Genomic DNA, 23759 nt, shown 5'->3' with positions numbered 1-23759 from the left:
CGCCGCGGCCCCGCTGCGGGCGCCCGGCGAGCACTGGTCCGTCCCGCACGGCTCCGCGCCGCACTACACGCCGCCGGCGTCCCCCTTCGCGCCGCCGTCGCCGTACACCCCGCCACCGCCGTACGCCCCGCCGAACCCGGCCGGTCCCGCGACCCAGCACGGGTCGCCGAGCCCGTACGGGCACGCGCCCCAGCAGGGACAGCAGCCCACCGGCGCCGGCCAGTGGCAGGGCGTCCCGTTCGCGACCCCGCCGACAGGCCCGGAGCAGCCGCACGGCTCGGCCGTGGTACCGCACACGGTCGTGCTGCACCGGAAGCGCCGCCGCACCCTGTCGGTCGCGTGGGTGGCCCCGCTCGTCGTGCTCGCGCTCGTGGCGGGCGTGGTCGGCGGCGTCATCGGTGCACGAGCGACCAAGGACGACCACCTCGCCGACGCCGGCCTGCCGGTGGCCGCCGCGGGCACCGGCACGATCGAGCGCGCCCCCGACTCGGTGGCGGGCATCGCGGCCGGCGTGCTGCCCAGCGTCGTGTCGATCCAGGTCGACGGGCCGCAGGGCAGCGCCACCGGGTCCGGCTTCGTGCTGCGGGGCGACGGCTACCTGGTCACCAACAACCACGTGATCGCGCAGGCGAAGGAAGCGGCGTCGACCACGATCACCGTCACGTTCGTCGACGGCAGCGAGCAGGCGGCGACGATCGTCGGCAGCACGGCCGACTACGACCTGGCCGTCCTCAAGGTCGACGTCGACGGGCTGACCCCGCTGCTGCTCGGTGATTCCGACGCCGTCGTGGTCGGGGACGCCGTCGTGGCGGTCGGCGCGCCCCTCGGGCTGGCCGGCACCGTGACCACCGGCATCGTCAGCGCGCTCAACCGGCCGGTGTCGGCGGGGGAGTCGACCGACTCGAGCGACACGGCCTTCATCAACGCGATCCAGACCGACGCCGCGATCAACCCGGGCAACTCCGGCGGTCCGCTGGTCAACGCGGCGGGCGAGGTCATCGGCATCAACTCGGCGATCGCGCAGCCCCCGGGCTCGACGGCGCTGGTCGGCGGAAGCATCGGGCTCGGGTTCGCCATCCCGTCCAACCAGGTGCGCCGCACGTCCGACCAGCTCATCGAGACCGGTCACGCCACGTACCCGATCATCGGCGTGCTGCTGGACCAGCGGTACAACGGCGAGGGCGTGCAGGTCTCGTCCGACTCCCAGTCCGGGCAGGCCCCCATCACCGCGGACGGCCCCGCCGACCGGGCCGGCATCCACCCCGGCGACGTGATCCTGGCGATCGACGGCCGCCCGGTGACCGACCCGGACGAGCTCATCGTGGCCATCCGCGCGCGGACCCCCGGCGAGACGATCGTGCTGCACGTGCGCAGCGGGTCCAGCGAGCGCGACGTCCGCGTCAAGCTCGACGAGTCGCCCACGGAGTGACGTCCGGCTCCGCCCCCGGTCCCTCAGGGGCGGGAGGTACTCTGACCCGGTGTTCGGGATCAACGGCGGAGAGCTGCTCGTGCTGCTCGTCGTCGCCGCGCTCGTCATCGGCCCCGAGCGGCTCCCGGGCTATGCGGAACAGCTGGGCCAGTGGGTCCGCCAGGCCCGGTCCTTCATCCGGGACGCGAAGGCTCGCGTCGACGAGGAGCTGGGCGACGAGGTCGGCGACGTCGACTGGTCGGCGCTCGACCCGCGCAAGTACGACCCGCGCCGCATCGTGCGCGACGCCCTCCTCGAGGACGACCCGGTCCGCCCCGTGAGCACGCCGGCCACCCGGCCTGTGACCGGGGCAGGGGCGGCCCGTGCGGCGACCGGTGGCGTCGCTGCCGCGGCGGCGGCAGGCCCGCCCAGACCCACCCCGTACGACGACGAGGCGACCTGACGCCGGTCGAGAACACGTCCTCCGCTCACCCCGGGACGGCACCCGCGAGCCGGGTCCTCCCGCCCTGACAGAATGGTCCGATGGTCTTGGCGCCGCAGCAGTCGCGCATCTTCTCCGGGATGCAGCCCACGTCCGACTCCCTCCAGCTGGGCAACTACCTCGGCGCACTGACCCAGTGGGTCGCCCTGCAGGAGGAGCACGACGCGATCTACTGCGTGGTCGACCTGCACGCGCTGACCGTGAGCCCGGACCCGAGGGTGCTGCGCGACCGCACCCGCAGGACCGCGGCGCAGTACCTGGCGGCGGGCGTGGACCCGGACCGGTCGATCCTGTTCGTGCAGTCGCAGGTGCCCGAGCACGCCGAGCTGGCGTGGCTGCTGTCGTGCCACACCGGGTTCGGCGAGGCCAACCGGATGACGCAGTTCAAGGACAAGTCGGGGAAGCACGGCACCGAGGGCACCACGGTCGGGCTGTTCACCTACCCCGTGCTCATGGCGGCCGACATCCTGCTGTACGACACGAGCCTCGTGCCGGTCGGTGAGGACCAGCGTCAGCACCTCGAGCTCACGCGGGACCTCGCGCAGAGGCTGAACTCCCGGTTCGGGCCGGACACCGTGGTGGTGCCGGAGCCGCACATCGTCAAGGCCACCGCGAAGATCTACGACCTGCAGGACCCGACGGCCAAGATGAGCAAGTCGGCCGAGAGCCCGAACGGCCTGATCGAGCTGCTCGACGACCCCAAGGTGGTGGCCAAGCGGATCAAGTCGGCGGTCACCGACGCCGAGCGGGAGATCCGGTTCGACCCCGAGGCGAAGCCGGGTGTGTCCAACCTGCTGACGATCTACTCGGCGCTGACGGGCCGCGAGATCCCCGCGCTCGAGGCGCAGTACGAGGGCAAGGGCTACGGCGACCTGAAGAAGGACCTCGCGGACGTCGTGGTCGACTTCCTCACGCCGTTCCAGGCCCGCGTGCACGGCTACCTGTCCGACCCGGCGTCGCTCGACGAGATCCTGGCCGACGGTGCCGACCGCGCCGGCGCGCTGGCCGCCGGCACGCTGGAGCGCCTCTACGACCGCAGTGGGCTCCTCCCGCGCCGTACGCGCGCGCGGGTCGGCGCGTGAGGCTGCCGGGCCGCTCCGGCAACCAGGTCCGGATCGGCGTCGCGATCACGGTCCCGGAGCCGTACGGCTCGGTCCTCCAGGCGGCCCGGGCGCAGTTCGGTGACCCGTGGGCGGACTTCATCCCGCCGCACATCACCCTGCTGGGTCCCACGGTGATCGAGCACGACGAGGTCGTGCCCGTCGACGAGCACCTCGCGGCGATCGCGCAGCAGCACGCGCCCTTCGTCGTCCGCCTGCGGGGCACCGCGACGTTCCGACCGGTCTCGCCCGTCGTGTTCGTGCAGGTGGCCGAGGGTGTGGCGGGGTGCGAGGGGCTCGAGAGCAGCGTCCGGTCCGGGGTCCTCGAGCAGGAGCTGCGGTTCACCTACCACCCGCACGTCACCGTCGCGCACGAGGTGCCCGACGCCCAGCTCGACGCGGCGTTCGCGGGGCTGGCGGACTTCGACGCGTCGTTCGTCGTCGACAGCTTCCACAGCTACGCGCACGGCGACGACGGCGTGTGGCGGCCTGCGCGTGACTTCACTCTCACCGGTTCGCCCGCAGATGCCGGGGTCATCGCCGCGACCTAGTGTCGGGGAATGACGGCCGACGAGACCCCCCTCCGGGACGAGACGAGCGCGGCCGCCGGCGCGGGAGCGGCCCACGCGCACGCCACCGTCGTCGCCCCCGACCCCGTGGGGCCGAGCACGAGACCGTCGCTGGTGACGCGGGCGAAGGCCCTGCTCGAGTGGTGGAAGCACACGCGTCCCGCCCGGGCGAATGCGCGCTTCGGCGCCCGCAGCGGCGGCGTGCTCACCGGCGGCATCGCCTACGCCGCGCTCTTCTCGGTCTTCGCGGCGCTGACCATCGGGTACACGGTGTTCATGGCCGTCCTCGGCAACAACGAGGAGCTGCGCGCGAAGGTGCTCGACTCGATCAACTCCTCGCTGCCCGGGCTGATCGACACCGGTGACGGCTCGGGGATGATCGACCCCGACTCGCTGGTGCTCAGCGGCAGCCTCACGGCCACGGGGATCATCGCGGTGGTCGTGCTGCTGCTCAGCGCGATCGCGGCGATGGCGGCCCTGCGGACGGCCGTGCGGGCGATGTTCGCGTCCGAGGGCGGCGGCAACGCGGTGCTCGGCAAGGCGCGCGAGCTCGGGGGCTTCGTCGGCATGGCGTTCGCCGTCCTGCTCTCCGCCGTGCTCACCACGAGCGTGGCCACGGCGGCGTCCTGGATCCTCGACGCGCTCGGGTGGGGCTCGTCGACGACCGTGGTGCTGCGGGCGCTCGGCATCCTGGTCGCGTTCGTCATCGACGCGGCGACGTTCCTGCTGATCGTCAAGGTGCTGGCGGGCGAGAACCCCCCGTGGCGCGACCTGCGGTGGGGGGCCGTCATCGCCGGCGTCGGCATCGGGATCGTGCGGATCCTGGGCACCACCGTGGTCGCCGGCAGCGTGAACAAGAACCCGCTGTTCACGTCGGTCGCGGTCATCGTCACGCTGCTCGTCTGGATCAACCTCATCGCGCGCATCTCGCTGCTCGCTGCCGCCTGGACGGCGAACCCGCCGTTCGTCGGGCCGACGACGCCGGACGCCCCCAGCGCCTGACGCGCTGCTCACCGGTTCGGCGCCTGTACCGGGCTCGCGGGCCCACCTAGGGTCAGCGCATGGCAGCCGACGAGACGAGCCCCGCGGTCGCGAGCGGGGCGGCCCGGGCGCGCGGCGGCGCGGACCGGTCCTCACCCGCGGCCAGGCCGTCGCTCGTCGCCCGCGGCAAGGCCTCGTACGCCTGGTGGCAGCACACCCGACCCGGTCGCGCGAACGCGCGCTTCCGGCGCCGCAGCGGCGGCGTGCTGTCGGGAGGCATCGCCTATGCGGCCCTGTTCTCGGTGTTCGCCGCGCTGACCATCAGCTACACGGCGTTCATCGCCGTCCTGGGCGACAACGACGAGCTGCGCGAGAGGGTCCTGGACGCGGTCGACACCACCTATCCCCACCTCCTCGACACCGGGGACGGCCAGGGCGCGCTCGACCCGACGACCCTCGAGCTGTCCACCAGCCTGACCGCCGCCGGCATCATCGCCGTCGTCGTCCTCCTGCTCAGCGCGGTCGCCGCGATGACGGCCCTGCGCCGGTCGGTGCGGGCGATGTTCGCGTCCGAGCTCGCCGGCAACCCGATGCTCGGCAAGGCCCGCGACCTGGGCGGCTTCGTCGGGCTGGCGTTCGCGGTGCTGCTGTCGGCGATCCTCACCACGGGCGTCGGGACGGTGGCGTCCTGGCTCCTCGACGCCCTCGGGTGGAGCGGCCTGACGACGCTGGTGCTGCGGACGCTCGGCATCGCCGTCGCCTTCGTGATCGACGCCGCGCTCTTCATGCTGGTGGTCCGGGTGCTGGCCGGCGAGAACCCTCCGTGGCCGGACCTGCTGCGGGGGTCGGCGATCGCGGCGACGGGCCTCGGGATCGTGCGGACGCTCGGCACGACCGTCGTGGCGGGCAGCGTGAGCAAGAACCCGCTGTTCACCTCGGTCGCCGTGCTGGTCACGCTGCTGGTGTGGGTCAACCTGATCGCCCGGATCATGCTGGTCGCGGCCGCCTGGACCGCGGACCCGCCGTACGTCGAGCCGCCGGGCAAGACCGCGAAGGCAGTCGCGGTCTGAGAGGTCAGCCCGTGGCGTCCAGCGCGGCGTGCAGGTCCGGGAGCCGCGCGGCCAGCACCGCCAGGCGTGCTCGGGTGCTCGCCGGCTCGCCGGCCTCGCCCAGCCGGAGCATGCCGGGGTCGCCCGCCAGCTGGGCGGCCGCGATGCGGTTCGCCGCGTCGGTCATGCGGATGACGACGTGGTCGAGCACGGCGTGCGGGTCGAGCCCGCCGTAGCCGTCGGCGATGGTCCGCAGCACGTGGGCGACCTCGTCCGCGGGGGCGTCGGGGAACAGGACGGCGCTGTTCCACGCGAACATCGCGACGTCGTCCAGCGGGATCCCCGGGCCCGCGACGTCCCAGTCGAACACCCCGGCCAGCTCGTCGCCGTCGAACGTCATGTTGTACATCGCGCTGTCGTGGTGGCACACGATCTCGCCGGGCGCGAGGGCGCGCTCGACGAAGCGCCACCGTCGACTGTCCCGGGGGAAGTCCGCGACGGCCGCGTGGTAGTCCCGCAGCCAGTGCATCGCCGACCGGACCTGCGCGTCGCTCAGCGTCTCCCGCCCGATGTCGAGCACCCGGCCCGGCAGGAACGTGAGGATCTCCCGGCCGCGGTCGTCGATGCCGAGCACGCGCGGGATGCGGGGGAGCCCGGCGGCGGCGAGGAAGTCCAGCAGCTCGTGCACCGCGGGCGTCCACGGGCCGGTCGGCCGCCGCACCGTGTCACCGACGCGGACGGCCCCGCCGACGTTCCCGCCGGGCAGGAGGATCTCGTCGTCGGGGCCGTGGCTCACGCCGCGGACGCTACCCGGCGTGGGGCACCGAGCGCACACGAGATCAGGGCACGCGCCCGGACGGGGCGTCGGACGGCGCTCGTGTGAAGACTTCGTTCCGCTCACCGCAACGAAGTCTTCACGCGACGAGGGCACGCACCCGAGCGGGTGCGTGCCCTGAGTCGGACGCGTCAGAAGGCGCGCGTGATCATCGCGCGCTTGACCTCTTGGATCGCCTTGGTGACCTCGATGCCTCGCGGGCACGCCTCGGTGCAGTTGAAGGTGGTGCGGCAGCGCCACACGCCCTCCTTGTCGTTGAGGATCTCGAGGCGCTGGGCGCCACCCTCGTCGCGGCTGTCGAAGATGAACCGGTGCGCGTTGACGATCGCGGCGGGACCGAAGTACTGCCCGTCGGTCCAGAACACGGGGCACGACGACGTGCACGCGGCGCACAGGATGCACTTGGTGGTGTCGTCGAAGCGTGCGCGCTCCTCGGCGCTCTGCAGGCGCTCCTTCGTCGGCTCGTTCCCGGTGGTGATGAGGAACGGCATGATCTCGCGGTAGGAGGCGAAGAACGGCTCCATGTCGACGACGAGGTCCTTGATCACCGGCAGGCCCTTGATGGGCTCGATCGTGATCGGCTTCTTGAGGTCGAGGTCCTTGAGCAGCGTCTTGCACGCGAGGCGGTTGCGGCCGTTGATGCGCATGGCGTCCGAGCCGCACACGCCGTGGGCGCAGGAGCGGCGGAACGTCAGCGAGCCGTCCTCCTCCCACTTCACCTTGTGCAGGGCGTCGAGGACGCGGTCGGTGCCGTGCGCGCGGACCGTGAACTCGTCCCAGTACGGCTCGCTCGTGGTGCCGTCGTCGCCCGGCAGGTAGCGCCGGACCTTGAGGGTCACGTCGAAGGAGGGAATGGCTCCGACCTCGGCCGCAGGAGCATCAAGGGTCGCGGTCATCAGTACTTACGCTCCATCGGCTGGTAGCGGGTCATCGTGACGGGCTTGGAGCCCAGCACGAGCTGGTAGTCCTCGAACAGCGTCGTGTGCGCGAACGAGCCCTTGTGGTCGCCGTCGCCCTCCGAGCCCCACAGGCGGTGGCCCTTGACGGGCAGCGGACGCCGGTAGGCCATCGTGTGACGCATGTAGTTCTTGTCGTCGCGGTCCGGGAAGTCCTCGCGGAAGTGACCGCCGCGCGACTCGTCCCGGTTGAGGGCGCCGACGACGACGGTCTCCGCGATGTCGAGCAGGAAGCCCAGCTCGACGGCCTCGAGCAGGTCGGTGTTGAACATCCTGCTCTTGTCCTGCACCGACACCCGGCGGAACCGCTTCTGCAGGGCCTTGATGTCGTCGAGCGCCTGCGTGAGGGAGTCGGCGGTGCGGAACACCTGCGCGTTGAGGTCCATCGACTCCTGCAGGGCCTTGCGGATGTCCGCGACGCGCTCGCCGTCGGGCCGGGTGCGGATCTCCTCGAGACCGGCGACGACGGTGGCCGCCGGGTCCTCGGGGAGCTCCACGAACGACGCGGTCAGCGCGTACGCGGCGGCGGAGATGCCGGCCCGCTTGCCGAACACGTTGATGTCGAGCAGCGAGTTGGTGCCCAGGCGGTTGGAGCCGTGCACGCTCACGCAGGCGACCTCGCCGGCGGCGTACAGGCCGCGGATGACGTCGGACTGGTTGCGCAGCACCTCGGCCTCGATGTTGGTGGGGATGCCACCCATCGCGTAGTGGGCCGTCGGGTACACGGGCACGGGCTCGGTGTACGGCTCGATGCCGAGGTACGTGCGCGCGAACTCGGTGATGTCCGGCAGCTTGGCGTCGATGTGCGCGGGCTCGAGGTGCGTGAGGTCGAGCAGGACGTAGTCCTTGTTGGGGCCGGCGCCGCGGCCCTCGCGCACCTCGTTGGCCATCGAGCGGGCGACGATGTCCCGCGGCGCGAGGTCCTTGATGGTGGGGGCGTARCGCTCCATGAAGCGCTCGCCCTCGGAGTTGCGCAGGATGGCGCCCTCACCGCGCGCCGCCTCCGACAGGAGGATGCCGAGCCCGGCCAGGCCGGTCGGGTGGAACTGGAAGAACTCCATGTCCTCCAGCGGGATGCCGCGGCGGTACGCCAGCGCCATGCCGTCGCCCGTGAGCGTGTGGGCGTTCGACGTCGTCTTGTAGATCTTCCCGGCGCCGCCCGTGGCCAGCACGACCGACTTGGCCTGGAACACGTGGATCTCGCCGGTGGCCAGCTCGTACGCGACGACGCCCGAGACGTTGACCTCCTCGCCGTCCGGCACGTGGCCGGCCGCGAGGTCGTGGTCCACCAGCAGGTCGAGGACGTAGAACTCGTTGTAGAACTCGACCTCGTTCTTCACGCACTGCTGGTACAGCGTCTGCAGGATCATGTGGCCGGTGCGGTCGGCGGCGTAGCAGGACCGGCGCACGGCGGCCTCGCCGTGGTTGCGCGTGTGCCCGCCGAACCGGCGCTGGTCGATCTTGCCCTCGGGCGTGCGGTTGAACGGCAGGCCCATCTTCTCCAGGTCGAGCACCGCGTCGATGGCCTCCTTGGCCATGACCTCGGCGGCGTCCTGGTCGACCAGGTAGTCACCGCCCTTGACGGTGTCGAACGTGTGCCACTCCCAGTTGTCCTCCTCGACGTTGGCCAGCGCGGCGCACATGCCGCCCTGCGCCGCACCCGTGTGGGAGCGCGTCGGGTAGAGCTTGGAGATGACGGCCGTGCGCACGCGGGTCGAGGACTCGAGGGCCGCGCGCATGCCGGCGCCGCCCGCGCCGACGATCACGACGTCGTACTGGTGGGTCTGCATCGGGGTCGATGCCTTCCTGTGTCTGGGGAGAGAGCGTCAGGACGCCGTGCAGAACGACGGGAGCAGGTCCGCGGGCGAGCCCGACGGGCACGGGTCGAACGTGAAGATCACGAGCGTGCCCAGCACGACGACGACGAGGAACGCGAGGTAGAGCAGCCCCTTGAGGACGAGCCGCAGGCCGTCGCGCTCGGCGTAGTCGTTGATGATCGTCCGCACGCCGTTGGTGCCGTGGATCATCGCGAGCCAGAGCATGAGCAGGTCCCAGACCTGCCAGAACGGCGACGCCCACTTGCCCGCGACGAAGCCGAAGTCGATCGCCTTGACGCCTTCGCCGGCGACCAGGTTGACGAACAGGTGCCCGAAGATCAGCACCAGCAGGACGACGCCGGACGCGCGCATGAACACCCAGCCGTACAGCTCGGTGTTGCCGCGGGTGGTCAGGCGGGACGGCCTCGCGCGCGGTGCACGGGGGGCCTTCGGGTCGGCGATGGTGCTCATCACTCGCCTCCGAAGACGTGCATCAGGTGGCGCGGCAGGAAGCCGGCCATGGTCACGACGAACAGGCCGAGCACCACCCACAGCATCACGCGCTGGTACTTGGGGCCCTTGGCCCAGAAGTCGACGAGGATGATCCGGATGCCGTTGAACGCGTGGAACACGATGGCGGCGACGAGGCCGGCCTCACCGAGTCCCATGATCGGGTTCTTGTACGTGCCGATGACGTCGTTGTACGCCTCGGGCGAGATGCGCACGAGCGACGTGTCGAGCACGTGCACGAGCAGGAAGAAGAAGATCGCGATGCCGGTCACGCGGTGCGCGACCCACGACCACATGCCTTCCCGCCCTCGGTAGAGCGTGCCGGCGGGTGCCTTACGGGCGGCCGGCGCTGGGGGCGCTGCAGGCACTGTGGGCCTCCTGGCGAAGAAAGAGGTTCGGACGACGGCGTCCTTGTCGCGTCAACTGTAGTGAACCGATCAGTACGCAACCCGTCGGCAAGGGCCGTAAGGCCCCCGCTGTGAGGTATTGCACAGCACTGCGGGGGTGTACCCGGTCGCTACCCTGACCCCCATGTCGACCACGATTCCCGGATTCCACGCCGTCGTCCCCGCCGGCGGCGCGGGTACGCGCCTGTGGCCCCTGTCCCGCGCCGGCCACCCGAAGTTCCTGCTCGACCTCACGGGATCGGGCCGGACGCTGCTGCAGGCGACCGTGGACCGGCTGCTCCCGCTGACGGGCCAGGGCGGCGTGCTCGTCGTCACCGGGGCACGGCACGCGGTGACCGTGGCGGGACAGCTGCCGGAGCTGGGGGCCGACGACGTGCTGGCCGAGCCCTCGCCGCGCGACTCGATGGCCGCGATCGGGCTGGCCGCGGCCGTCCTGCTGGCCCGGCACGGCGAGGACGTGGTGCTGGGGTCGTTCGCCGCGGACCATGTCATCGACGGGACGGCGGCGTTCGAGCAGGCGGTGCGCGAGGGCGTCGTCGCCGCCCGCGCCGGCTACGTGGTGACCCTCGGGATCGCCGCGACGGGCCCCTCGACCGCGTTCGGCTACGTGCGCTCGGGTGCGCTGCTCGGCCTCGACGGTGCACCGACCGTCGCGCACGCCGCCGGGTTCACGGAGAAGCCGGACGAGCAGACGGCGACCGAGTACCTGGCGACGGGGGAGTACCGCTGGAACGCGGGCATGTTCATCGTGCGGGCGCGCGTGCTGCTGGACCACCTGGCGACGCAACTGCCGGCGCTGACGGCCGGGCTGCTCGAGATCGCCGCCGCCTGGGACGGCCACGAGCGCGGCGAGGTGCTCGAGCGCGTCTGGCCCGGCCTGACCAAGATCGCCATCGACCACGCGATCGCCGAGCCGGTCGCGGCCGCCGGCGGGGTGGCCGTCGTGCCGGGCGACTTCACGTGGGACGACATCGGCGACTTCGACTCGCTCGCGGAGCTTCTGCCCGTCGACACGCTCGGCGACGAGGAGGCCGTGCTGCGCATCGACGCGGACGGCGCATTCGTCGTGTCGGGCACGGAGCGGACCGTCACGGTGCTCGGCCTGCCCGGCGCGGTCGTCGTCGACACCCCCGACGCCGTGCTCGTGACCACGCGCGCGCACGCCCAGGCCGTGAAATCCGCGGTCGACGGCTGGCGGGCGCTCGGGCGCGACGACCTGCTCTGACGCGGAGCCGGCCGCTGGCCGCCGCGGTCGCGGATAGGGTCGAAGGCGTGTCGTCGTCCCCCCTCCTGCCCGTCGTCGCCCCGCTGACCAGCCTCCGGCCCGACCCGGTGGAGCCGGTGTCGGCGCGTCTCGCCGCGCTCGCCGCGGGGCTGCGGGACGAGCTCGTGGCCGTCCGGCGGGACATCCACGCCCATCCCGAGCTGGGCCGCACCGAGGTCCGGACCACCAAGCTCGTCGCCGAGCGGCTGCGCGCGGCCGGCCTCGAGCCGCAGCTGCTGCCGGGCAGCGGGCTCGTCTGCGACATCGGCCCGAGCCCCATGGCCACGGGTCGCAAGCGGGTCGCGCTGCGGGCGGACCTCGACGCGCTGCCCGTGCAGGACACCAGCGGCGTGCCGTGGGCGTCGACGGTCCGGGGCGTCACGCACGCCTGCGGGCACGACGTGCACACCACCGCCGTGCTCGGCGCGGGCCTCATCCTGGCCGAGGTGGCCGACCAGCTGACCACCGGCGTCCGGCTGATCTTCCAGCCCGCCGAGGAGGTGCAGCCCGGGGGCGCGCTCGACGTGGTGGCCGCCGGCGGGCTCGACGGTGTCGGGCAGATCCTCGCGTTCCACTGCGACCCCAAGGTCGACGTCGGCCAGGTGGGCACCCGCATCGGGCCCATCACGTCCGCGAGCGACGAGGTCACCGTGACGATCTCGGGGCCGGGCGGTCACACGTCGCGGCCGCACCTGACCGGTGACGTCGTCTTCGCGCTCGGGCAGGTCATCACGCAGGTGCCCGCGATCCTGGGCCGCCGGCTCGACCCGCGCTCGGGCGTCAACCTCACCTGGGGCGCCGTGCAGGCCGGGTCGGCGCACAACGCGATCCCGGCGTCGGGAGTGGTCAAGGGCACCCTGCGGTGCCTGGACGTGCGCGCCTGGGAGAAGGCGTCGGAGGTGTTCCACTCCGCGGTCGAGCAGGTCGTCGCCCCGCTGGGCGTCACGGTCGACGTCCGGCACCACCGCGGCGTCCCGCCGGTCGAGAACGCCGAGCAGTCGACGGGCGTCCTCGAGGCGGCCGCGCGCGACGTGCTCGGCGCCGGGTCGGTGCTGCTGACCGAGCAGTCGCTCGGCGGCGAGGACTTCGCCTGGTACCTCACGAAGGTGCCGGGGGCGATGGCGCGGCTGGGCACGCGCACGCCGGGCGGGCACACGTTCGACATCCACCAGGGGGACCTGCGGGTGGACGAGCGTGCCGTGGAGGTCGGCGCGCTGTTCYTGGCCCGCGCCGCCCTTCTCGCAGGCTGAGACGGCACGTCCGTCACCTGGGCGGACATTCCAAGTCGGTAACGGAACCTGCACAGATACCCAGCGGTAACCTGCCCGACACGTTGCGCTCGTTAGGGTCCGAGGAATCAATGCCGGGCAGCCCCAGACCTTGTGGTGGTACACCGTCGTGCCATCCGCACGGTCGGCCCAGCCGGACCGGCTGCTGACGAGATTCAGGAGAGTCGCGTGAAGAAGATCATTCGAGTGGCCGCGCTCGGCGGGGCGGTCGCCCTCGCGCTTGCGGCGTGTGGCAGTGCCCCCGAGGACAACGCCACCCCCGGCGCAGACGGCACGACCGCCGCGTCGGTCGACTTCAAGGCCTGCATGGTCTCCGACGCCGGTGGGTTCGACGACAAGTCGTTCAACCAGGCCGGGTTCGAGGGCCTCATGAAGGCCAAGGACGAGCTCGGGATCACCGAGGCGCACGTCGAGTCGAGCGCCGACACGGACTACACGCCGAACATCGACAGCCTCGTCGCCGAGAACTGCAACCTGATCATCGGTGTCGGCTTCCTGCTCGAGGACCCGATCCAGACGGCCGCCGAGGCGAACCCGGACATCAAGTTCGCGCTCGTCGACAGCTCGTTCTCCGACGCGGACTTCAACCCCGTCACCATCGACAACGCCAAGCCGATCCTCTTCGACACGGCGCAGTCGGCCTACCTCGCGGGCTACGTCGCCGCGGCGCAGTCGACGACCGGCAAGGTCGCGACGTTCGGTGGCATCCAGATCCCGTCCGTCACGATCTTCATGGACGGCTTCGCGGACGGCATCGCCAAGTACAACGAGGACAACGGCAAGTCCGTGCAGCTCCTCGGCTGGGACAAGGCCGCGCAGACCGGCGTCTTCGCCGGCAACTTCGACAGCCAGGACGACGGCAAGAACATCGGCCAGTCCTTCATCGACCAGGGCGCGGACATCATCATGCCCGTCGCCGGCCCGGTCGGTCTCGGCACCGCCTCCGTCGCGCAGGCGGCCGGCAACGTCGCGATCGTCGGCGTCGACGCCGACTGGTTCGTCACCACGGAGTACGGCCCCATCGTCCTCACCTCGGTCATGAAGGAGATCGGCCCGGCCGTCTTCGACACGATCAGCGAGGCCGTGGACGGCAAGTTCAGCTCCGACCCGTACGTCGGCACGCTGGAGAACGAGGGCCTCGGCCTGGCGCCGTTCCACGACTTCGACTCGAAGGTCTCGGACGACGTCAAGGCGAAGGTCGAGGAGCTCAAGGCCGGCATCATCTCGGGCGACATCGTCGTGGAGTCCGACGCCTCCCCGAAGTGATCTGACGCACGACAGCAGGACGACGGCCCGGGCCACGTGCCCGGGCCGTCGGCCTGTCCGGCACGCCGTCGCGCCGGGCAGATGGATAGTGTCTGAGAACGCGCGAGTCGAAGGAGCCCATCGGTGAAGCTGGAGCTGCAGGGCATCACCAAGACCTTCGGGTCGTTGGTCGCCAACGATCACATCGACCTCGTCGTGGAGCCCGGTGAGATCCACGCGCTGCTCGGCGAGAACGGCGCGGGCAAGAGCACGCTGATGAACGTGCTGTACGGGTTGTACGACCCCGACGACGGCCAGATCCTCGTCGACGACGTCCCCGTCACCTTCGCCGGCCCGGGCGACGCCATGGGCGCCGGGATCGGGATGGTCCACCAGCACTTCATGCTGGTCCCCGTCTTCACCGTCGCGGAGAACGTCGTGCTGGGCCACGAGCCCGTGCGCGGCGGCGGCCTGATCGACCTCCCCGAGGCGCGACGCCGGGTCAAGKAGATCTCCGACCAGTTCGGGTTCCACGTCGACCCCGACGCCTACATCGAGGACCTCCCGGTCGGCGTCCAGCAGCGCGTCGAGATCATCAAGGCGCTCTCCCGCCACGCCAAGGTCCTCATCCTCGACGAGCCGACCGCCGTGCTGACGCCGCAGGAGACGGACGAGCTGATCGCGATCATGCGCCAGCTCAAGGAGTCGGGCACCTCGATCGTCTTCATCACCCACAAGCTGCGGGAGGTCCGCGCCGTCGCGGACCGCATCACCGTCATCCGCCGCGGCAAGGTCGTCGGCACCGCCGAGCCCACCAGCTCCGAGACCGAGCTGGCGTCCCTCATGGTCGGGCGCTCGGTCGAGCTGGGTGTCGCGCGCAGCGAGGCCGTGCCGGGCGAGGTCACCGTGCAGGTGCGCAACCTCACCGTCATCGACGAGGCCGGCGTGCGCCAGATCGACGACGTGTCGTTCGACGTGGCGCGCGGCGAGATCGTCGCCGTCGCCGGGGTCCAGGGCAACGGCCAGACCGAGCTCACCGAGGTCATGCTCGGGCTGCAGGCCCCCGTCGCCGGGTCGGTGCAGCTGGACGGCGTCGAGCTGGTGGGGCGCTCGGTGCGAGACGTGCTGAACGCCGGGCTGGGCTTCGTGCCCGAGGACCGGTCGACCGACGGCGTCATCGCCGACTTCTCGATCGCCGAGAACCTCATTCTCGACCTGCACCGGTACGAGCCGTTCGCCCGTGGCGTCGCGCTGAAGCCCGCGGCGATCCGCGCGAACGCCGAGCGCCGGATCGCGGAGTTCGACGTGCGCACCGGCTCGATCGACGCCCACGCGAGCACGCTGTCCGGTGGCAACCAGCAGAAGGTCGTGCTGGCGCGGGAGATGTCGCGGCCGCTGCGCCTGCTCATCGCGTCGCAGCCCACACGCGGCCTGGACGTCGGCTCGATCGAGTTCGTGCACTCCCGGATCGTGGAGGAGCGCGACAGCGGCACCCCTGTGATCATCGTGTCGACCGAGCTGGACGAGGTGCTGGCGCTGGCCGACCGCATCCTCGTGATGTACCGCGGCCGCATCGTCGGCAACGTGCCCGGAGGGACCGACCGCGACGTCCTCGGCCTGATGATGGCCGGCGTGCCGCTCGAGGACGCCGTGCGGCAGGCCGCCGAGCACCACACGACGCTCGGCGAGCTGGACCTCGAGGCCGATGCGCCCGGCGCGCCGACCTCCGACCCGACGTTCCCCCAGGAGGAGCTGTGAGCAGCCCCACGCCGGACCCGCTGCCCGACGCCGCCGTGCCGCCCCCGGCCCAGACCGGGGTGGTCGAGCCCGTCGAGACCGACGAGCCCGACGGCGGCCGCCGGATCCTGCACGAGATGCTGTCGAGCAGCTGGCTCGTCTCGGTGCTCGCCGTCGTCCTCGCCCTGATCCTCGGTGGGGTCCTCATCGCGGCCGCCGACCCGCAGGTCCAGGCCGCGGCGACCTACTTCTTCGCCAAGCCCGGTGACGTCCTCTCGGCCGCGTGGACCGCGGTGTCCGAGGCCTATGCGGCCCTGTTCGCCGGCGCGATCTACGACCCGCGGGCCGCGACCTTCGCGCGAGCCATCCGGCCGCTGACCGAGACCCTGACCGTCGCGACGCCGCTGATCCTCGCCGGCCTCGGCCTGGGGATCGGCTTCCGCGCCGGCCTGTTCAACATCGGTGCCCAGGGCCAGATCATCCTCGGTGGCATCTTCGCCGGGTACATCGGGTTCGCGTTCGACCTGCCCCCCGGGCTGCACCTGCTGCTCTGCGTGATCGGCGCCGCGGTCGGTGGTGCCCTGTGGGCCGGCATCGCGGGTGTGCTCAAGGCGCGCACGGGTGCGCACGAGGTCATCGTCACGATCATGCTCAACAACATCGCCGTCTACCTCGTGGCGTACCTGCTGAGCCTCGACGCGTTCCAGCGGCCGGGCAGCAACAACCCGGTGAGCCCCCCCATCCCCGACAGCGCCGCCTACCCGCTGCTGCTGGGCAGCGGCTACCGGCTGCACGCCGGCTTCCTGGTGGCCATCGCCGCCGCGGTGTTCACGTGGTGGCTCATGGAGCGCTCGACCGTCGGCTTCCGCTGGCGCGCGGTCGGGTCCAACCCGCACGCGGCGCGCACGGCCGGCATCTCGGTGAACTCCACCTACATCTGGGTCATGCTCACGGCCGGTGCCTTCGCCGGTCTGGCCGGGTCGGCGCAGGTGCTGGGCACCGAGCGGGTGCTCACGGCCGGCGTCGCGGCGAGCTACGGGTTCGACGCCATCACGGTCGCCCTGCTCGGCCGGTCCAAGCCGTTGGGCACGGTCTTCGCGGGCATCCTGTTCGGCGCGCTGCGCGCCGGCGGCGTCGTCATGCAGGCGCGCACCGGGACGCCCATCGACATCGTGCTCGTCGTGCAGTCCCTCATCGTGCTGTTCATCGCGGCCCCGCCGCTGGTCCGGGCGGTGTTCCGGCTGCCCTCGCCGGACGCGCCACGCGCACCCAAACCTGTGGTCCCCGTCGCCGCGAAGGAGGTCAGCGCGTGAGCGCCCCCACGATCGACGCCCCGGCCGCGGCCCGCCCCGCCGGCGAGCTCGTGCTGCCGCCCATCCGCTGGCACGCCCCCATCGCCTACGGCGCCGTCGCCCTGCTCGGCCTCGTCGTGTTCGGCCTGATGGGCGAGAGCGGTGACGTCAGCACGTTCTCCATCTCGACGTCCAAGGACTTCGTCCACTTCGACCCGTTCGCGGTGCCGTCGAAGCTCACGGCGATCGTCCTGTGCCTCGGCGCCCTGGTGCTGGCGGGCCTGTCGTTCAACGCGACGCGGCAGCGGCGCAAGGTCGGCGCCTGGCTGCCGATCACGTACGGCGTGCTCATGGTGTTCGCGTTCCTGGTGTGGGCGGTGGCCGGCAAGACCAGCGGCCTGCCCCTCACCGGGCTGCTGCAGGGCTCGCTGTTCCTGGCCATCCCGCTGGTGTTCGGCGCCCTGGCCGGTCTGCTGTGCGAGCGCTCGGGCATCATCAACATCGCCATCGAGGGTCAGCTGCTCGGCGGCGCGTTCCTGGCCGCCGTCGTCGCGACCCTCACGGGCAGTGCGTACGCGGGCCTGATCGCCGCACCGTTCGCGGGGGCGCTCGTCGGTCTGCTGCTGGTGCTCTTCGCCATCAAGTACGTGGTCAACCAGATCATCGTCGGCGTCGTGCTCAACGTGCTGGTGATCGGCGTGACCAGCTACCTGTTCTCCACGGTGCTCAAGCAGAACCCGGACACCTGGAACAACCCGCCCGGCCTGCCCGTCATCAGCATCCCGGTGCTCTCGCAGATCCCGATCATCGGCCCGGTGCTGTTCCGGCAGACGGTGCTCGTCTACATCATGTACGTCGTCGTGATCCTGCTGCAGATCATGGTGTTCCGGTCCCGCTGGGGCCTGCGCCTGCGGTCCGTCGGCGAGCACCCGAAGGCGGCGGACACGGTCGGCATCAAGGTCAACCGGACCCGGCTGCGCTCCACGGTCCTGGGCGGCGCGGTGGCCGGTCTCGGCGGCGCGTTCTTCACGGTCGCGGCCGGGCTGGCGTTCGGCAAGGAGATGACCAACGGCAAGGGGTACATCGCGCTCGCCGCGATGATCCTGGGCCGCTGGAGCCCGAAGGGCGCTCTCGCCGCCGCGCTGCTGTTCGGCTTCGCCAACAACCTGCAGCTGCAGCTGAGCATCATCCAGACGCCGATCCCCAGCCAGATCATGCTGATGACGCCCTACATCGTGACGATCTTCGCCGTCGCGGGTCTCGTCGGACGCGTGCGCCCGCCGGCCGCCGAGGGCATCCCCTACACGAAGTGAGCTGAAGTGGACATCGACTGGGACGCCCTCCGGGCGGCCGCGACGGACGTCATGCACAAGGCGTACGCGCCGTACTCGAACTTCCCGGTCGGCGCCGCCGCGCTGGTCGACGACGGGCGGGTGGTCGTCGGCTGCAACGTCGAGAACGCCTCGTACGGGGTGACGCTGTGCGCCGAGTGCTCGCTGGTCTCGGCGCTGACCGTCTCGGGCGGCGGGCGGCTGGTGGCGTTCACGTGCGTGGACAAGCACGCCAACGTGCTCATGCCCTGCGGCCGCTGCCGCCAGCTGCTGTGGGAGCACGGGGGAGCGCGACTGCAGGTGGAGACCACGCACGGCGTCAAGCCGATGACCGAGGTGCTCCCCGACGCCTTCGGGCCCGCTGACCTGGAGGAACGCGCATGACCGAGTCGTTCGACGCCGTGGACGTCATCGTCACCAAGCGCGACGGGCGCCGCCTGTCCGACGCGCAGATCGACTGGGTCATCGACGCGTACACGCGCGGGGTCGTGGCCGAGGAGCAGATGTCGGCGCTCAACATGGCCATCCTGCTCAACGGCATGGACCGCGCGGAGATCGCCCGGTGGACGGCCGCGATGATCGCCAGCGGCGAGCGGATGGACTTCTCGGGGCTGTCCCGGCCGACCGCGGACAAGCACTCCACCGGCGGCGTCGGGGACAAGATCACGCTGCCCCTGGCCCCGCTGGTCGCCGTCTTCGGCGTCGCGGTGCCGCAGCTGTCGGGCCGCGGGCTCGGTCACACGGGCGGCACGCTGGACAAGCTCGAGTCGATCCCCGGCTGGCGGGCGGCCCTGAGCAACGACGAGATGATGGCGCAGCTCGACGACGTCGGCGCGGTCATCTGCCAGGCCGGCTCGGGCCTCGCGCCCGCCGACCGCAAGCTCTACGCGCTGCGCGACGTGACGGGCACGGTCGAGGCCATCCCGCTGATCGCCAGCTCGATCATGAGCAAGAAGATCGCCGAGGGCACGGGCGCGCTGGTGCTCGACGTCAAGGTGGGCTCCGGGGCGTTCATGAAGGACGTCGACCGCGCCCGCGAGCTGGCCCGGACCATGGTCGCGCTGGGCACCGACGCGGGCGTGCGGACGGTCGCGCTGCTCACCGACATGTCGACGCCGCTCGGGCTGACGGCGGGCAACGCGCTCGAGGTCCGCGAGTCGGTCGAGGTGCTCGCCGGCGGCGGACCGGCGGACGTCGTCGAGCTCACCGTGGCCCTGGCGCGCGAGATGCTCGCGGCGGCCGGACGGCCCGTCGACGACGTCGAGGCGGCGCTGCGCGACGGCCGGGCGATGGACGCGTGGAAGCGCATGATCGCGGCCCAGGGCGGCGACCCGGACGCCACGCTGCCGGTGGCCCGGGAGACGTCGCAGGTGCTCGCGGAGGCGGACGGCGTGCTCGCCGAGCTGGACGCCTACGCCGTCGGCATCGCGGCCTGGCGCCTCGGGGCCGGCCGCGCGCGCAAGGAGGACCCGGTGCAGGCCGGGGCCGGCGTCGAGCTGCACGCCAAGCCCGGGGACGTCGTACGGGCCGGTCAGCCGCTCATGACGCTGCACACCGACACGCCCGAGCGGTTCGGCCGCGCGATCRAGGCGCTCGGCGGCGCGGTCGTCGTCGCACCCGCCGGCACCGCCGTGCCGGTGCGGCCCCTGGTGATCGACCGCATCGACGCCTGACCCCTCGCGGCTCCGCGTCGGCGGGGGCACGATGGGGTGATGAGCACCGTTCCCGGCAGCGACTCGTGGCGGGACGCCGGACTGGCCCCGGCGGACCCCGACGTCCCTCGCAACCTCGGCGACGACGACACACCGGACGTCACCGACCCCGAGGAGTACGAGCCCGCCTTCGCCCGGCCCGACCGCGAGGGGCTCGCCGACGAGGCCGACGTGGTCGAGCAGGACACCGAGGTGCCCGACGATGACGGGGCGGACGGCTGACCGACTGCTGGTGAACGTCCGTCCCGCTACGGTGGGGCCATGACGTCGCCCTCCGACACGCCCGAGGCCACCGATGCCGTCGCATCCCTGGTCGCGCTGATCCCCGGACTTCCCAAGGTCGTCCTCCACGACCACCTCGACGGTGGGCTCCGCYCGGCGACGATCATCGAGCTGGCCGGCGAGATCGGCTACGAGCTGCCGACGACCGACGCCGACGAGCTGGGCCGCTGGTTCGTCGAGGCCGCGAGCTCGGGGACCCTGGTGCGGTACCTCGAGACGTTCGACCACACCGTCGCGGTCATGCAGACCGAGGAGGGGCTGCGCCGGGTCGCCCGGGAGTCGGTGCTCGACCTGGCCGCCGACGGCGTCGTCTACGCCGAGCAGCGGTACGCGCCCGAGCAGCACCTGAGCAAGGGACTCTCGCTCCAGCAGGTGGTCGACGCGGTGCAGGCCGGGTTCGCGGAGGGGATCGCCGAGGCCGCGTCGCAGGGCCGCTCGATCCGGATCGGCACCCTCGTCACGGCGATGCGACACGCGGACCGGGGCGACGAGATCGCGGCGCTGGCGCTGGAGAACCGGGACAACGGCGTGGTCGGCTTCGACATCGCCGGCGCCGAGATCGGCTTCCCGGCCGCGCGGCTGGCCAGCGCGTTCGCCACCCTGTCCGAGGCGGACTTCCCGGCGACGGTCCATGCGGGCGAGGCGGTCGGGCCGGAGTCGATCGCCGACGCGATCCACGTCGGACGCGCGCTGCGGATCGGCCACGGCGTCCGCCTGGTCGAGGACATCAGCACGGACGAGCTCGGCGACAAGCTGGGCACCCTGTCCCACTGGGTCCGCGACCGGCGCATCCCGCTCGAGCTGTGCCCGTCCTCGAACGTGCAGACGGGCGCCGCCGAGTCCGTGGCCGCCCACCCCATCTCGCGCCTGCGGGACCTCGGGTTCGCCGTGACCGTCAACACCGACAACCGGCTGCAGTCCGGCACCTCGATGACCCGGGAGCTCACGCTGCTGGTCGAGGAGGCCGGCTGGACGTTGGCCGACCTGCGCGACGTCGCCGTCACCGCCGCCCAGCACACGTTCCTGCACCACGACGAGCGCCTGGCGCTCATCGAGCAGGTGCTGCTGCCCGCCTACGCCAGCGCCCGCGGCAGCCGGCACCGCGCCTGAGCACGACGAAGGCCCGCACCCGCTGCCGGGTGCGGGCCTTCGTGCTGCCGTCCTAGATCAGGCCCTTCGTGTGCCAGACCGTCTTCGTCTCCGAGAACGCCGTGATCCGGTCCAGGGACGGCGCCGCGGCGTCCGGGCCGTTCTCGGGCGGGATGACCCGCTTGAGGGTGTCGGCCGCCGCGATCTGCAGGTCGACCCAGTCGAGGTCGCCCGCGCCGACCAGGTCGAGCGCGTTGACGTCGGCGTGGCTGGCGAGCCAGGGCGCGATCTCGGCCGGTGACCCCGTGAGCACGTTGACGACGCCCTTGGGCACGTCGCTCGTCGCGAGCACCTCGGACAGGCTGATCGCCGACAGAGGGAGCCGCTCGCTGGCCACGACGACGACCGTGTTGCCGCCGACGAGTGCGGGGGCCACCGCGGACACCAGGCCGAGCAGCGACGAGTCCTGCGGGGCGATGATCGCGACGACGCCCGTGGGCTCCGGCACCGAGATGTTGAAGTACGGCCCGGCGACGGGGTTGGCGTTGCCGGCCACCTGCGCGTACTTGTCGCACCAGCCCGCGTACCAGACCCAGCGGTCGATGGCCGCGTCCACCTGCGCGGTCGCGACGGACGTCGACACGCCCTCGGCGTCGACGATCTCCGCGACGAACTGCGCCCGGCGGCCCTCGAGGATCTCGGCGACGCGGTAGAGCACCTGGCCGCGGTTGTAGGCCGTGGCATCCGACCAGCCACCGACCGCGGCCCGGGCGGCGACGACCGCGTCCCGTGCGTCCTTGCGCGAGGCCTTCGCCGCGTTGGCGAGGAACGCGCCCTTGGCGCCGACGATCTCGTAGGTGCGGCCCGACTCGCTGCGCGGGAACGCCCCGCCGATGTAGAGCTTGTACGTCTTGGGTACGGCGAGGCGGCTCACTTGGCGGCTCCACTCGTGAGGTACGCGGCGATGCCGTGCCGACCGCCCTCGCGGCCGTACCCGGACTCCTTGTAGCCGCCGAACGGGCTGGACGGGTCGAACCGGTTGAACGTGTTCGCCCAGATCACGCCGGCGCGCAGCTTGTCGGCGACCGCGAGGATGCGGCTGCCCTTGTCGGTCCAGATGCCGGCGGACAGGCCGTACGGCGTGTTGTTGGCCTTGGCGACCGCCTCCGCCGGCGTGCGGAACGTGAGCACGCTCAGCACCGGGCCGAAGATCTCCTCGCGGGCGATCCGGTGGCTGGTCGACACGTTGGTGAAGATGGTCGGCGCGTACCAGAACCCGTTGTCCGGGATGGTGCAGGCCGCGGTCCAGCGTTCGGCGCCCTCGGCCTCGCCGATGTCGCTGAGCTCCCGGATCCGCTGCAGCTGCTCGGCGCTGTTGATGGCACCGATGTCGGTGTTCTTGTCCAGCGGGTCGCCGAGCCGCAGCGTCGACAGGCGGTTCTTCAGCCGGTCGACGACCTCGTCGTGGATCGACTCCTGCACCAGCAGCCGGCTGCCCGCGCAGCACACGTGCCCCTGGTTGAAGAAGATGCCGTTGACGATGCCCTCGATGGCCTGGTCGATGGGGGCGTCGTCGAACACGATGTTCGCCGCCTTGCCGCCCAGCTCGAGGGTCAGCTTCTTGTTCGTGCCGGCGACCGACTTCGCGATCGCCCGGCCGACCGACGTCGACCCGGTGAACGCCACCTTGTCGACGTCCCCGTGGCCGACCAGGGCCGCGCCCGTGTCGCCCGCACCCGTGATGATGTTGACGACGCCGGGGGGCAGGTCGGCCTGCTGCACGATCTCGGCGAACAGCAGCGCGGTCAGCGACGTGGTCTCGGCCGGCTTGAGGACGACCGTGTTGCCGGCGGCCAGCGCCGGGGCGATCTTCCACGCGAGCATGAGCAGCGGGAAGTTCCACGGGATCACCTGCGCGGCGACCCCCAGCGGCGCCGGGCGGGCCCCGAGACCGACGTGGTCGAGCTTGTCGGCCCAGCCGGCGTAGTAGAAGAACCAGGCCGCGACCAGCGGGATGTCGACGTCGCGGCTCTCCTTGATCGGCTTGCCGTTGTCGAGGCTCTCGGCCACGGCGAGCTCCCGGGCCCGCTCCTGCAGCAGGCGCGCGATCCGGAACAGGTACTTGCCGCGGTCGGCGCCGGACATCCGCGACCAGACCTTGTCGTAGGCCTTGCGGGCGGCGGCGACGGCGGCGTCCACGTCGGCCTCGTCCGCCGTCGCGATGGTCGCGATGTGCTTCTCCGTCGCCGGAGAGATCGAGGCGAACGGCGCGCCGTGCCCCTCGCGGAACTCGCCGCCGATGAACAGGCCGTACTCGCTGCGCAGGTTCAGGATCGCCTGCGACTCGGGCGCGGGCGCGTACTCGAGGAATGACATCTGCGGGC

At 71.9% G+C, this 23759-nt stretch carries 23 protein-coding genes; 16 read left to right on the top strand and 7 right to left on the bottom strand.

Going from position 1 to position 23759, the window contains the following annotated elements:
• Positions 1 to 13 precede the first annotated feature (13 nt).
• The 6 genes from ACXJKG_RS02205 (at position 14) to ACXJKG_RS02180 (ending at position 5630) form a co-directional block, all read left to right on the top strand.
• Positions 14 to 1429, top strand: coding sequence for a S1C family serine protease (locus tag ACXJKG_RS02205; protein ID WP_456844122.1), 1416 nt, complete (start codon positions 14 to 16; stop codon positions 1427 to 1429).
• A 49-nt stretch (positions 1430 to 1478) separates the two neighbouring features.
• On the top strand, positions 1479 to 1871 hold the full coding sequence (locus ACXJKG_RS02200; protein WP_456844120.1) for a twin-arginine translocase TatA/TatE family subunit: 393 nt from the start codon (positions 1479 to 1481) through the stop codon (positions 1869 to 1871).
• 80 nt (positions 1872 to 1951) lie between these two features.
• A complete protein-coding gene (gene trpS / locus ACXJKG_RS02195) occupies positions 1952 to 2992 on the top strand; it encodes a tryptophan--tRNA ligase (protein WP_456844119.1) in 1041 nt (346 codons plus the stop codon).
• Complete coding sequence (locus ACXJKG_RS02190; RefSeq protein WP_456844118.1) at positions 2989 to 3561, top strand: 2'-5' RNA ligase family protein; 573 nt, start codon at positions 2989 to 2991, stop codon at positions 3559 to 3561. Before trpS ends, ACXJKG_RS02190 begins: the two co-directional genes overlap by 4 nt.
• Positions 3562 to 3570: 9 nt before the next feature.
• Entirely contained in the window at positions 3571 to 4581 is a 1011-nt protein-coding gene (locus ACXJKG_RS02185) for a YihY/virulence factor BrkB family protein (RefSeq protein ID WP_456844117.1), read from the top strand.
• A 59-nt stretch (positions 4582 to 4640) separates the two neighbouring features.
• Positions 4641 to 5630: a YihY/virulence factor BrkB family protein gene (locus tag ACXJKG_RS02180; protein WP_456844116.1), complete on the top strand. Its 990-nt coding sequence runs from the start codon at positions 4641 to 4643 to the stop codon at positions 5628 to 5630.
• Positions 5631 to 5634: 4 nt separating this feature from the next.
• Here ACXJKG_RS02180 and ACXJKG_RS02175 read toward each other — a convergent pair whose 3' ends face one another.
• From ACXJKG_RS02175 to sdhC, 5 genes are all read right to left on the bottom strand, one after another.
• A complete protein-coding gene (locus tag ACXJKG_RS02175) occupies positions 5635 to 6405 on the bottom strand; it encodes a phosphotransferase (RefSeq protein ID WP_456844115.1) in 771 nt (256 codons plus the stop codon).
• Positions 6406 to 6575: 170 nt separating this feature from the next.
• The gene (locus tag ACXJKG_RS02170; RefSeq protein WP_456844114.1) at positions 6576 to 7340 is read right to left on the bottom strand and encodes a succinate dehydrogenase iron-sulfur subunit; all 765 of its coding nucleotides are present in this window, start codon (positions 7338 to 7340) and stop codon (positions 6576 to 6578) included.
• Complete coding sequence (gene sdhA / locus ACXJKG_RS02165) at positions 7340 to 9190, bottom strand: succinate dehydrogenase flavoprotein subunit (protein ID WP_456844113.1); 1851 nt, start codon at positions 9188 to 9190, stop codon at positions 7340 to 7342. The genes ACXJKG_RS02170 and sdhA overlap by 1 nt, the downstream gene beginning before the upstream one ends.
• Before the next feature lie 36 nt (positions 9191 to 9226).
• A complete protein-coding gene (gene sdhD / locus ACXJKG_RS02160) occupies positions 9227 to 9688 on the bottom strand; it encodes a succinate dehydrogenase, hydrophobic membrane anchor protein (protein WP_456844112.1) in 462 nt (153 codons plus the stop codon).
• The gene (sdhC, locus tag ACXJKG_RS02155; protein WP_456844111.1) at positions 9688 to 10095 is read right to left on the bottom strand and encodes a succinate dehydrogenase, cytochrome b556 subunit; all 408 of its coding nucleotides are present in this window, start codon (positions 10093 to 10095) and stop codon (positions 9688 to 9690) included. The genes sdhD and sdhC overlap by 1 nt, the downstream gene beginning before the upstream one ends.
• Before the next feature lie 163 nt (positions 10096 to 10258).
• Between sdhC and ACXJKG_RS02150 the strand changes: the two genes are divergently transcribed.
• From ACXJKG_RS02150 to ACXJKG_RS02105, 10 genes are all read left to right on the top strand, one after another.
• On the top strand, positions 10259 to 11359 hold the full coding sequence (locus ACXJKG_RS02150) for a mannose-1-phosphate guanylyltransferase (RefSeq protein ID WP_456844110.1): 1101 nt from the start codon (positions 10259 to 10261) through the stop codon (positions 11357 to 11359).
• 83 nt (positions 11360 to 11442) lie between these two features.
• Complete coding sequence (locus ACXJKG_RS02145; RefSeq protein WP_456844121.1) at positions 11443 to 12648, top strand: amidohydrolase; 1206 nt, start codon at positions 11443 to 11445, stop codon at positions 12646 to 12648.
• A gap of 207 nt (positions 12649 to 12855) precedes the next feature.
• Positions 12856 to 13953: a BMP family lipoprotein gene (locus ACXJKG_RS02140; protein ID WP_456844109.1), complete on the top strand. Its 1098-nt coding sequence runs from the start codon at positions 12856 to 12858 to the stop codon at positions 13951 to 13953.
• A gap of 123 nt (positions 13954 to 14076) precedes the next feature.
• Positions 14077 to 15690: an ABC transporter ATP-binding protein gene (locus ACXJKG_RS02135; protein WP_456844108.1), complete on the top strand. Its 1614-nt coding sequence runs from the start codon at positions 14077 to 14079 to the stop codon at positions 15688 to 15690.
• A complete protein-coding gene (locus tag ACXJKG_RS02130) occupies positions 15687 to 16982 on the top strand; it encodes an ABC transporter permease (RefSeq protein ID WP_456844107.1) in 1296 nt (431 codons plus the stop codon). Before ACXJKG_RS02135 ends, ACXJKG_RS02130 begins: the two co-directional genes overlap by 4 nt.
• The gene (locus ACXJKG_RS02125) at positions 16979 to 18274 is read left to right on the top strand and encodes an ABC transporter permease (protein WP_456844106.1); all 1296 of its coding nucleotides are present in this window, start codon (positions 16979 to 16981) and stop codon (positions 18272 to 18274) included. The genes ACXJKG_RS02130 and ACXJKG_RS02125 overlap by 4 nt, the downstream gene beginning before the upstream one ends.
• Before the next feature lie 6 nt (positions 18275 to 18280).
• Positions 18281 to 18676 (top strand): cytidine deaminase, encoded by a 396-nt coding sequence (locus ACXJKG_RS02120; protein WP_456844105.1) that lies wholly within the window; start codon positions 18281 to 18283, stop codon positions 18674 to 18676.
• Complete coding sequence (locus ACXJKG_RS02115; RefSeq protein ID WP_456844104.1) at positions 18673 to 19965, top strand: thymidine phosphorylase; 1293 nt, start codon at positions 18673 to 18675, stop codon at positions 19963 to 19965. Before ACXJKG_RS02120 ends, ACXJKG_RS02115 begins: the two co-directional genes overlap by 4 nt.
• A 39-nt stretch (positions 19966 to 20004) precedes the next feature.
• The gene (locus tag ACXJKG_RS02110) at positions 20005 to 20226 is read left to right on the top strand and encodes a hypothetical protein (protein WP_456844103.1); all 222 of its coding nucleotides are present in this window, start codon (positions 20005 to 20007) and stop codon (positions 20224 to 20226) included.
• Between the two features lie 39 nt (positions 20227 to 20265).
• Complete coding sequence (locus ACXJKG_RS02105; RefSeq protein ID WP_456844102.1) at positions 20266 to 21396, top strand: adenosine deaminase; 1131 nt, start codon at positions 20266 to 20268, stop codon at positions 21394 to 21396.
• Between the two features lie 52 nt (positions 21397 to 21448).
• Here ACXJKG_RS02105 and ACXJKG_RS02100 read toward each other — a convergent pair whose 3' ends face one another.
• Together ACXJKG_RS02100 and ACXJKG_RS02095 are read right to left on the bottom strand one after the other, a co-directional pair.
• The gene (locus ACXJKG_RS02100; protein ID WP_456844101.1) at positions 21449 to 22309 is read right to left on the bottom strand and encodes an aldehyde dehydrogenase family protein; all 861 of its coding nucleotides are present in this window, start codon (positions 22307 to 22309) and stop codon (positions 21449 to 21451) included.
• The gene (locus ACXJKG_RS02095) at positions 22306 to 23751 is read right to left on the bottom strand and encodes an aldehyde dehydrogenase family protein (RefSeq protein ID WP_456844100.1); all 1446 of its coding nucleotides are present in this window, start codon (positions 23749 to 23751) and stop codon (positions 22306 to 22308) included. The genes ACXJKG_RS02100 and ACXJKG_RS02095 overlap by 4 nt, the downstream gene beginning before the upstream one ends.
• Positions 23752 to 23759: the final 8 nt, after the last annotated feature.

It is taken from the genome of Cellulomonas sp. P5_C6, from assembly GCF_054049635.1.
The sequence above is the reverse complement of the archived record's forward strand: the minus strand, read 5'-3'. Positions and strand labels throughout refer to the sequence as shown.

What these genes read in the sequence shown, in the direction of transcription:
- trpS (WP_456844119.1), top strand. Translation starts at nt 1,952, where the DNA reads ATGGTCTTGGCGCCGCAGCAGTCGCGCATCTTCTCCGGGATGCAGCCC.
- ACXJKG_RS02185 (WP_456844117.1), top strand. Translation starts at nt 3,571, where the DNA reads ATGACGGCCGACGAGACCCCCCTCCGGGACGAGACGAGCGCGGCCGCC.
- ACXJKG_RS02180 (WP_456844116.1), top strand. Translation starts at nt 4,641, where the DNA reads ATGGCAGCCGACGAGACGAGCCCCGCGGTCGCGAGCGGGGCGGCCCGG.
- ACXJKG_RS02170 (WP_456844114.1), bottom strand. Translation starts at nt 7,340, where the DNA reads ATGACCGCGACCCTTGATGCTCCTGCGGCCGAGGTCGGAGCCATTCCC.
- sdhD (WP_456844112.1), bottom strand. Translation starts at nt 9,688, where the DNA reads ATGAGCACCATCGCCGACCCGAAGGCCCCCCGTGCACCGCGCGCGAGG.
- ACXJKG_RS02150 (WP_456844110.1), top strand. Translation starts at nt 10,259, where the DNA reads ATGTCGACCACGATTCCCGGATTCCACGCCGTCGTCCCCGCCGGCGGC.
- ACXJKG_RS02110 (WP_456844103.1), top strand. Translation starts at nt 20,005, where the DNA reads ATGAGCACCGTTCCCGGCAGCGACTCGTGGCGGGACGCCGGACTGGCC.
- ACXJKG_RS02095 (WP_456844100.1), bottom strand. Translation starts at nt 23,751, where the DNA reads ATGTCATTCCTCGAGTACGCGCCCGCGCCCGAGTCGCAGGCGATCCTG.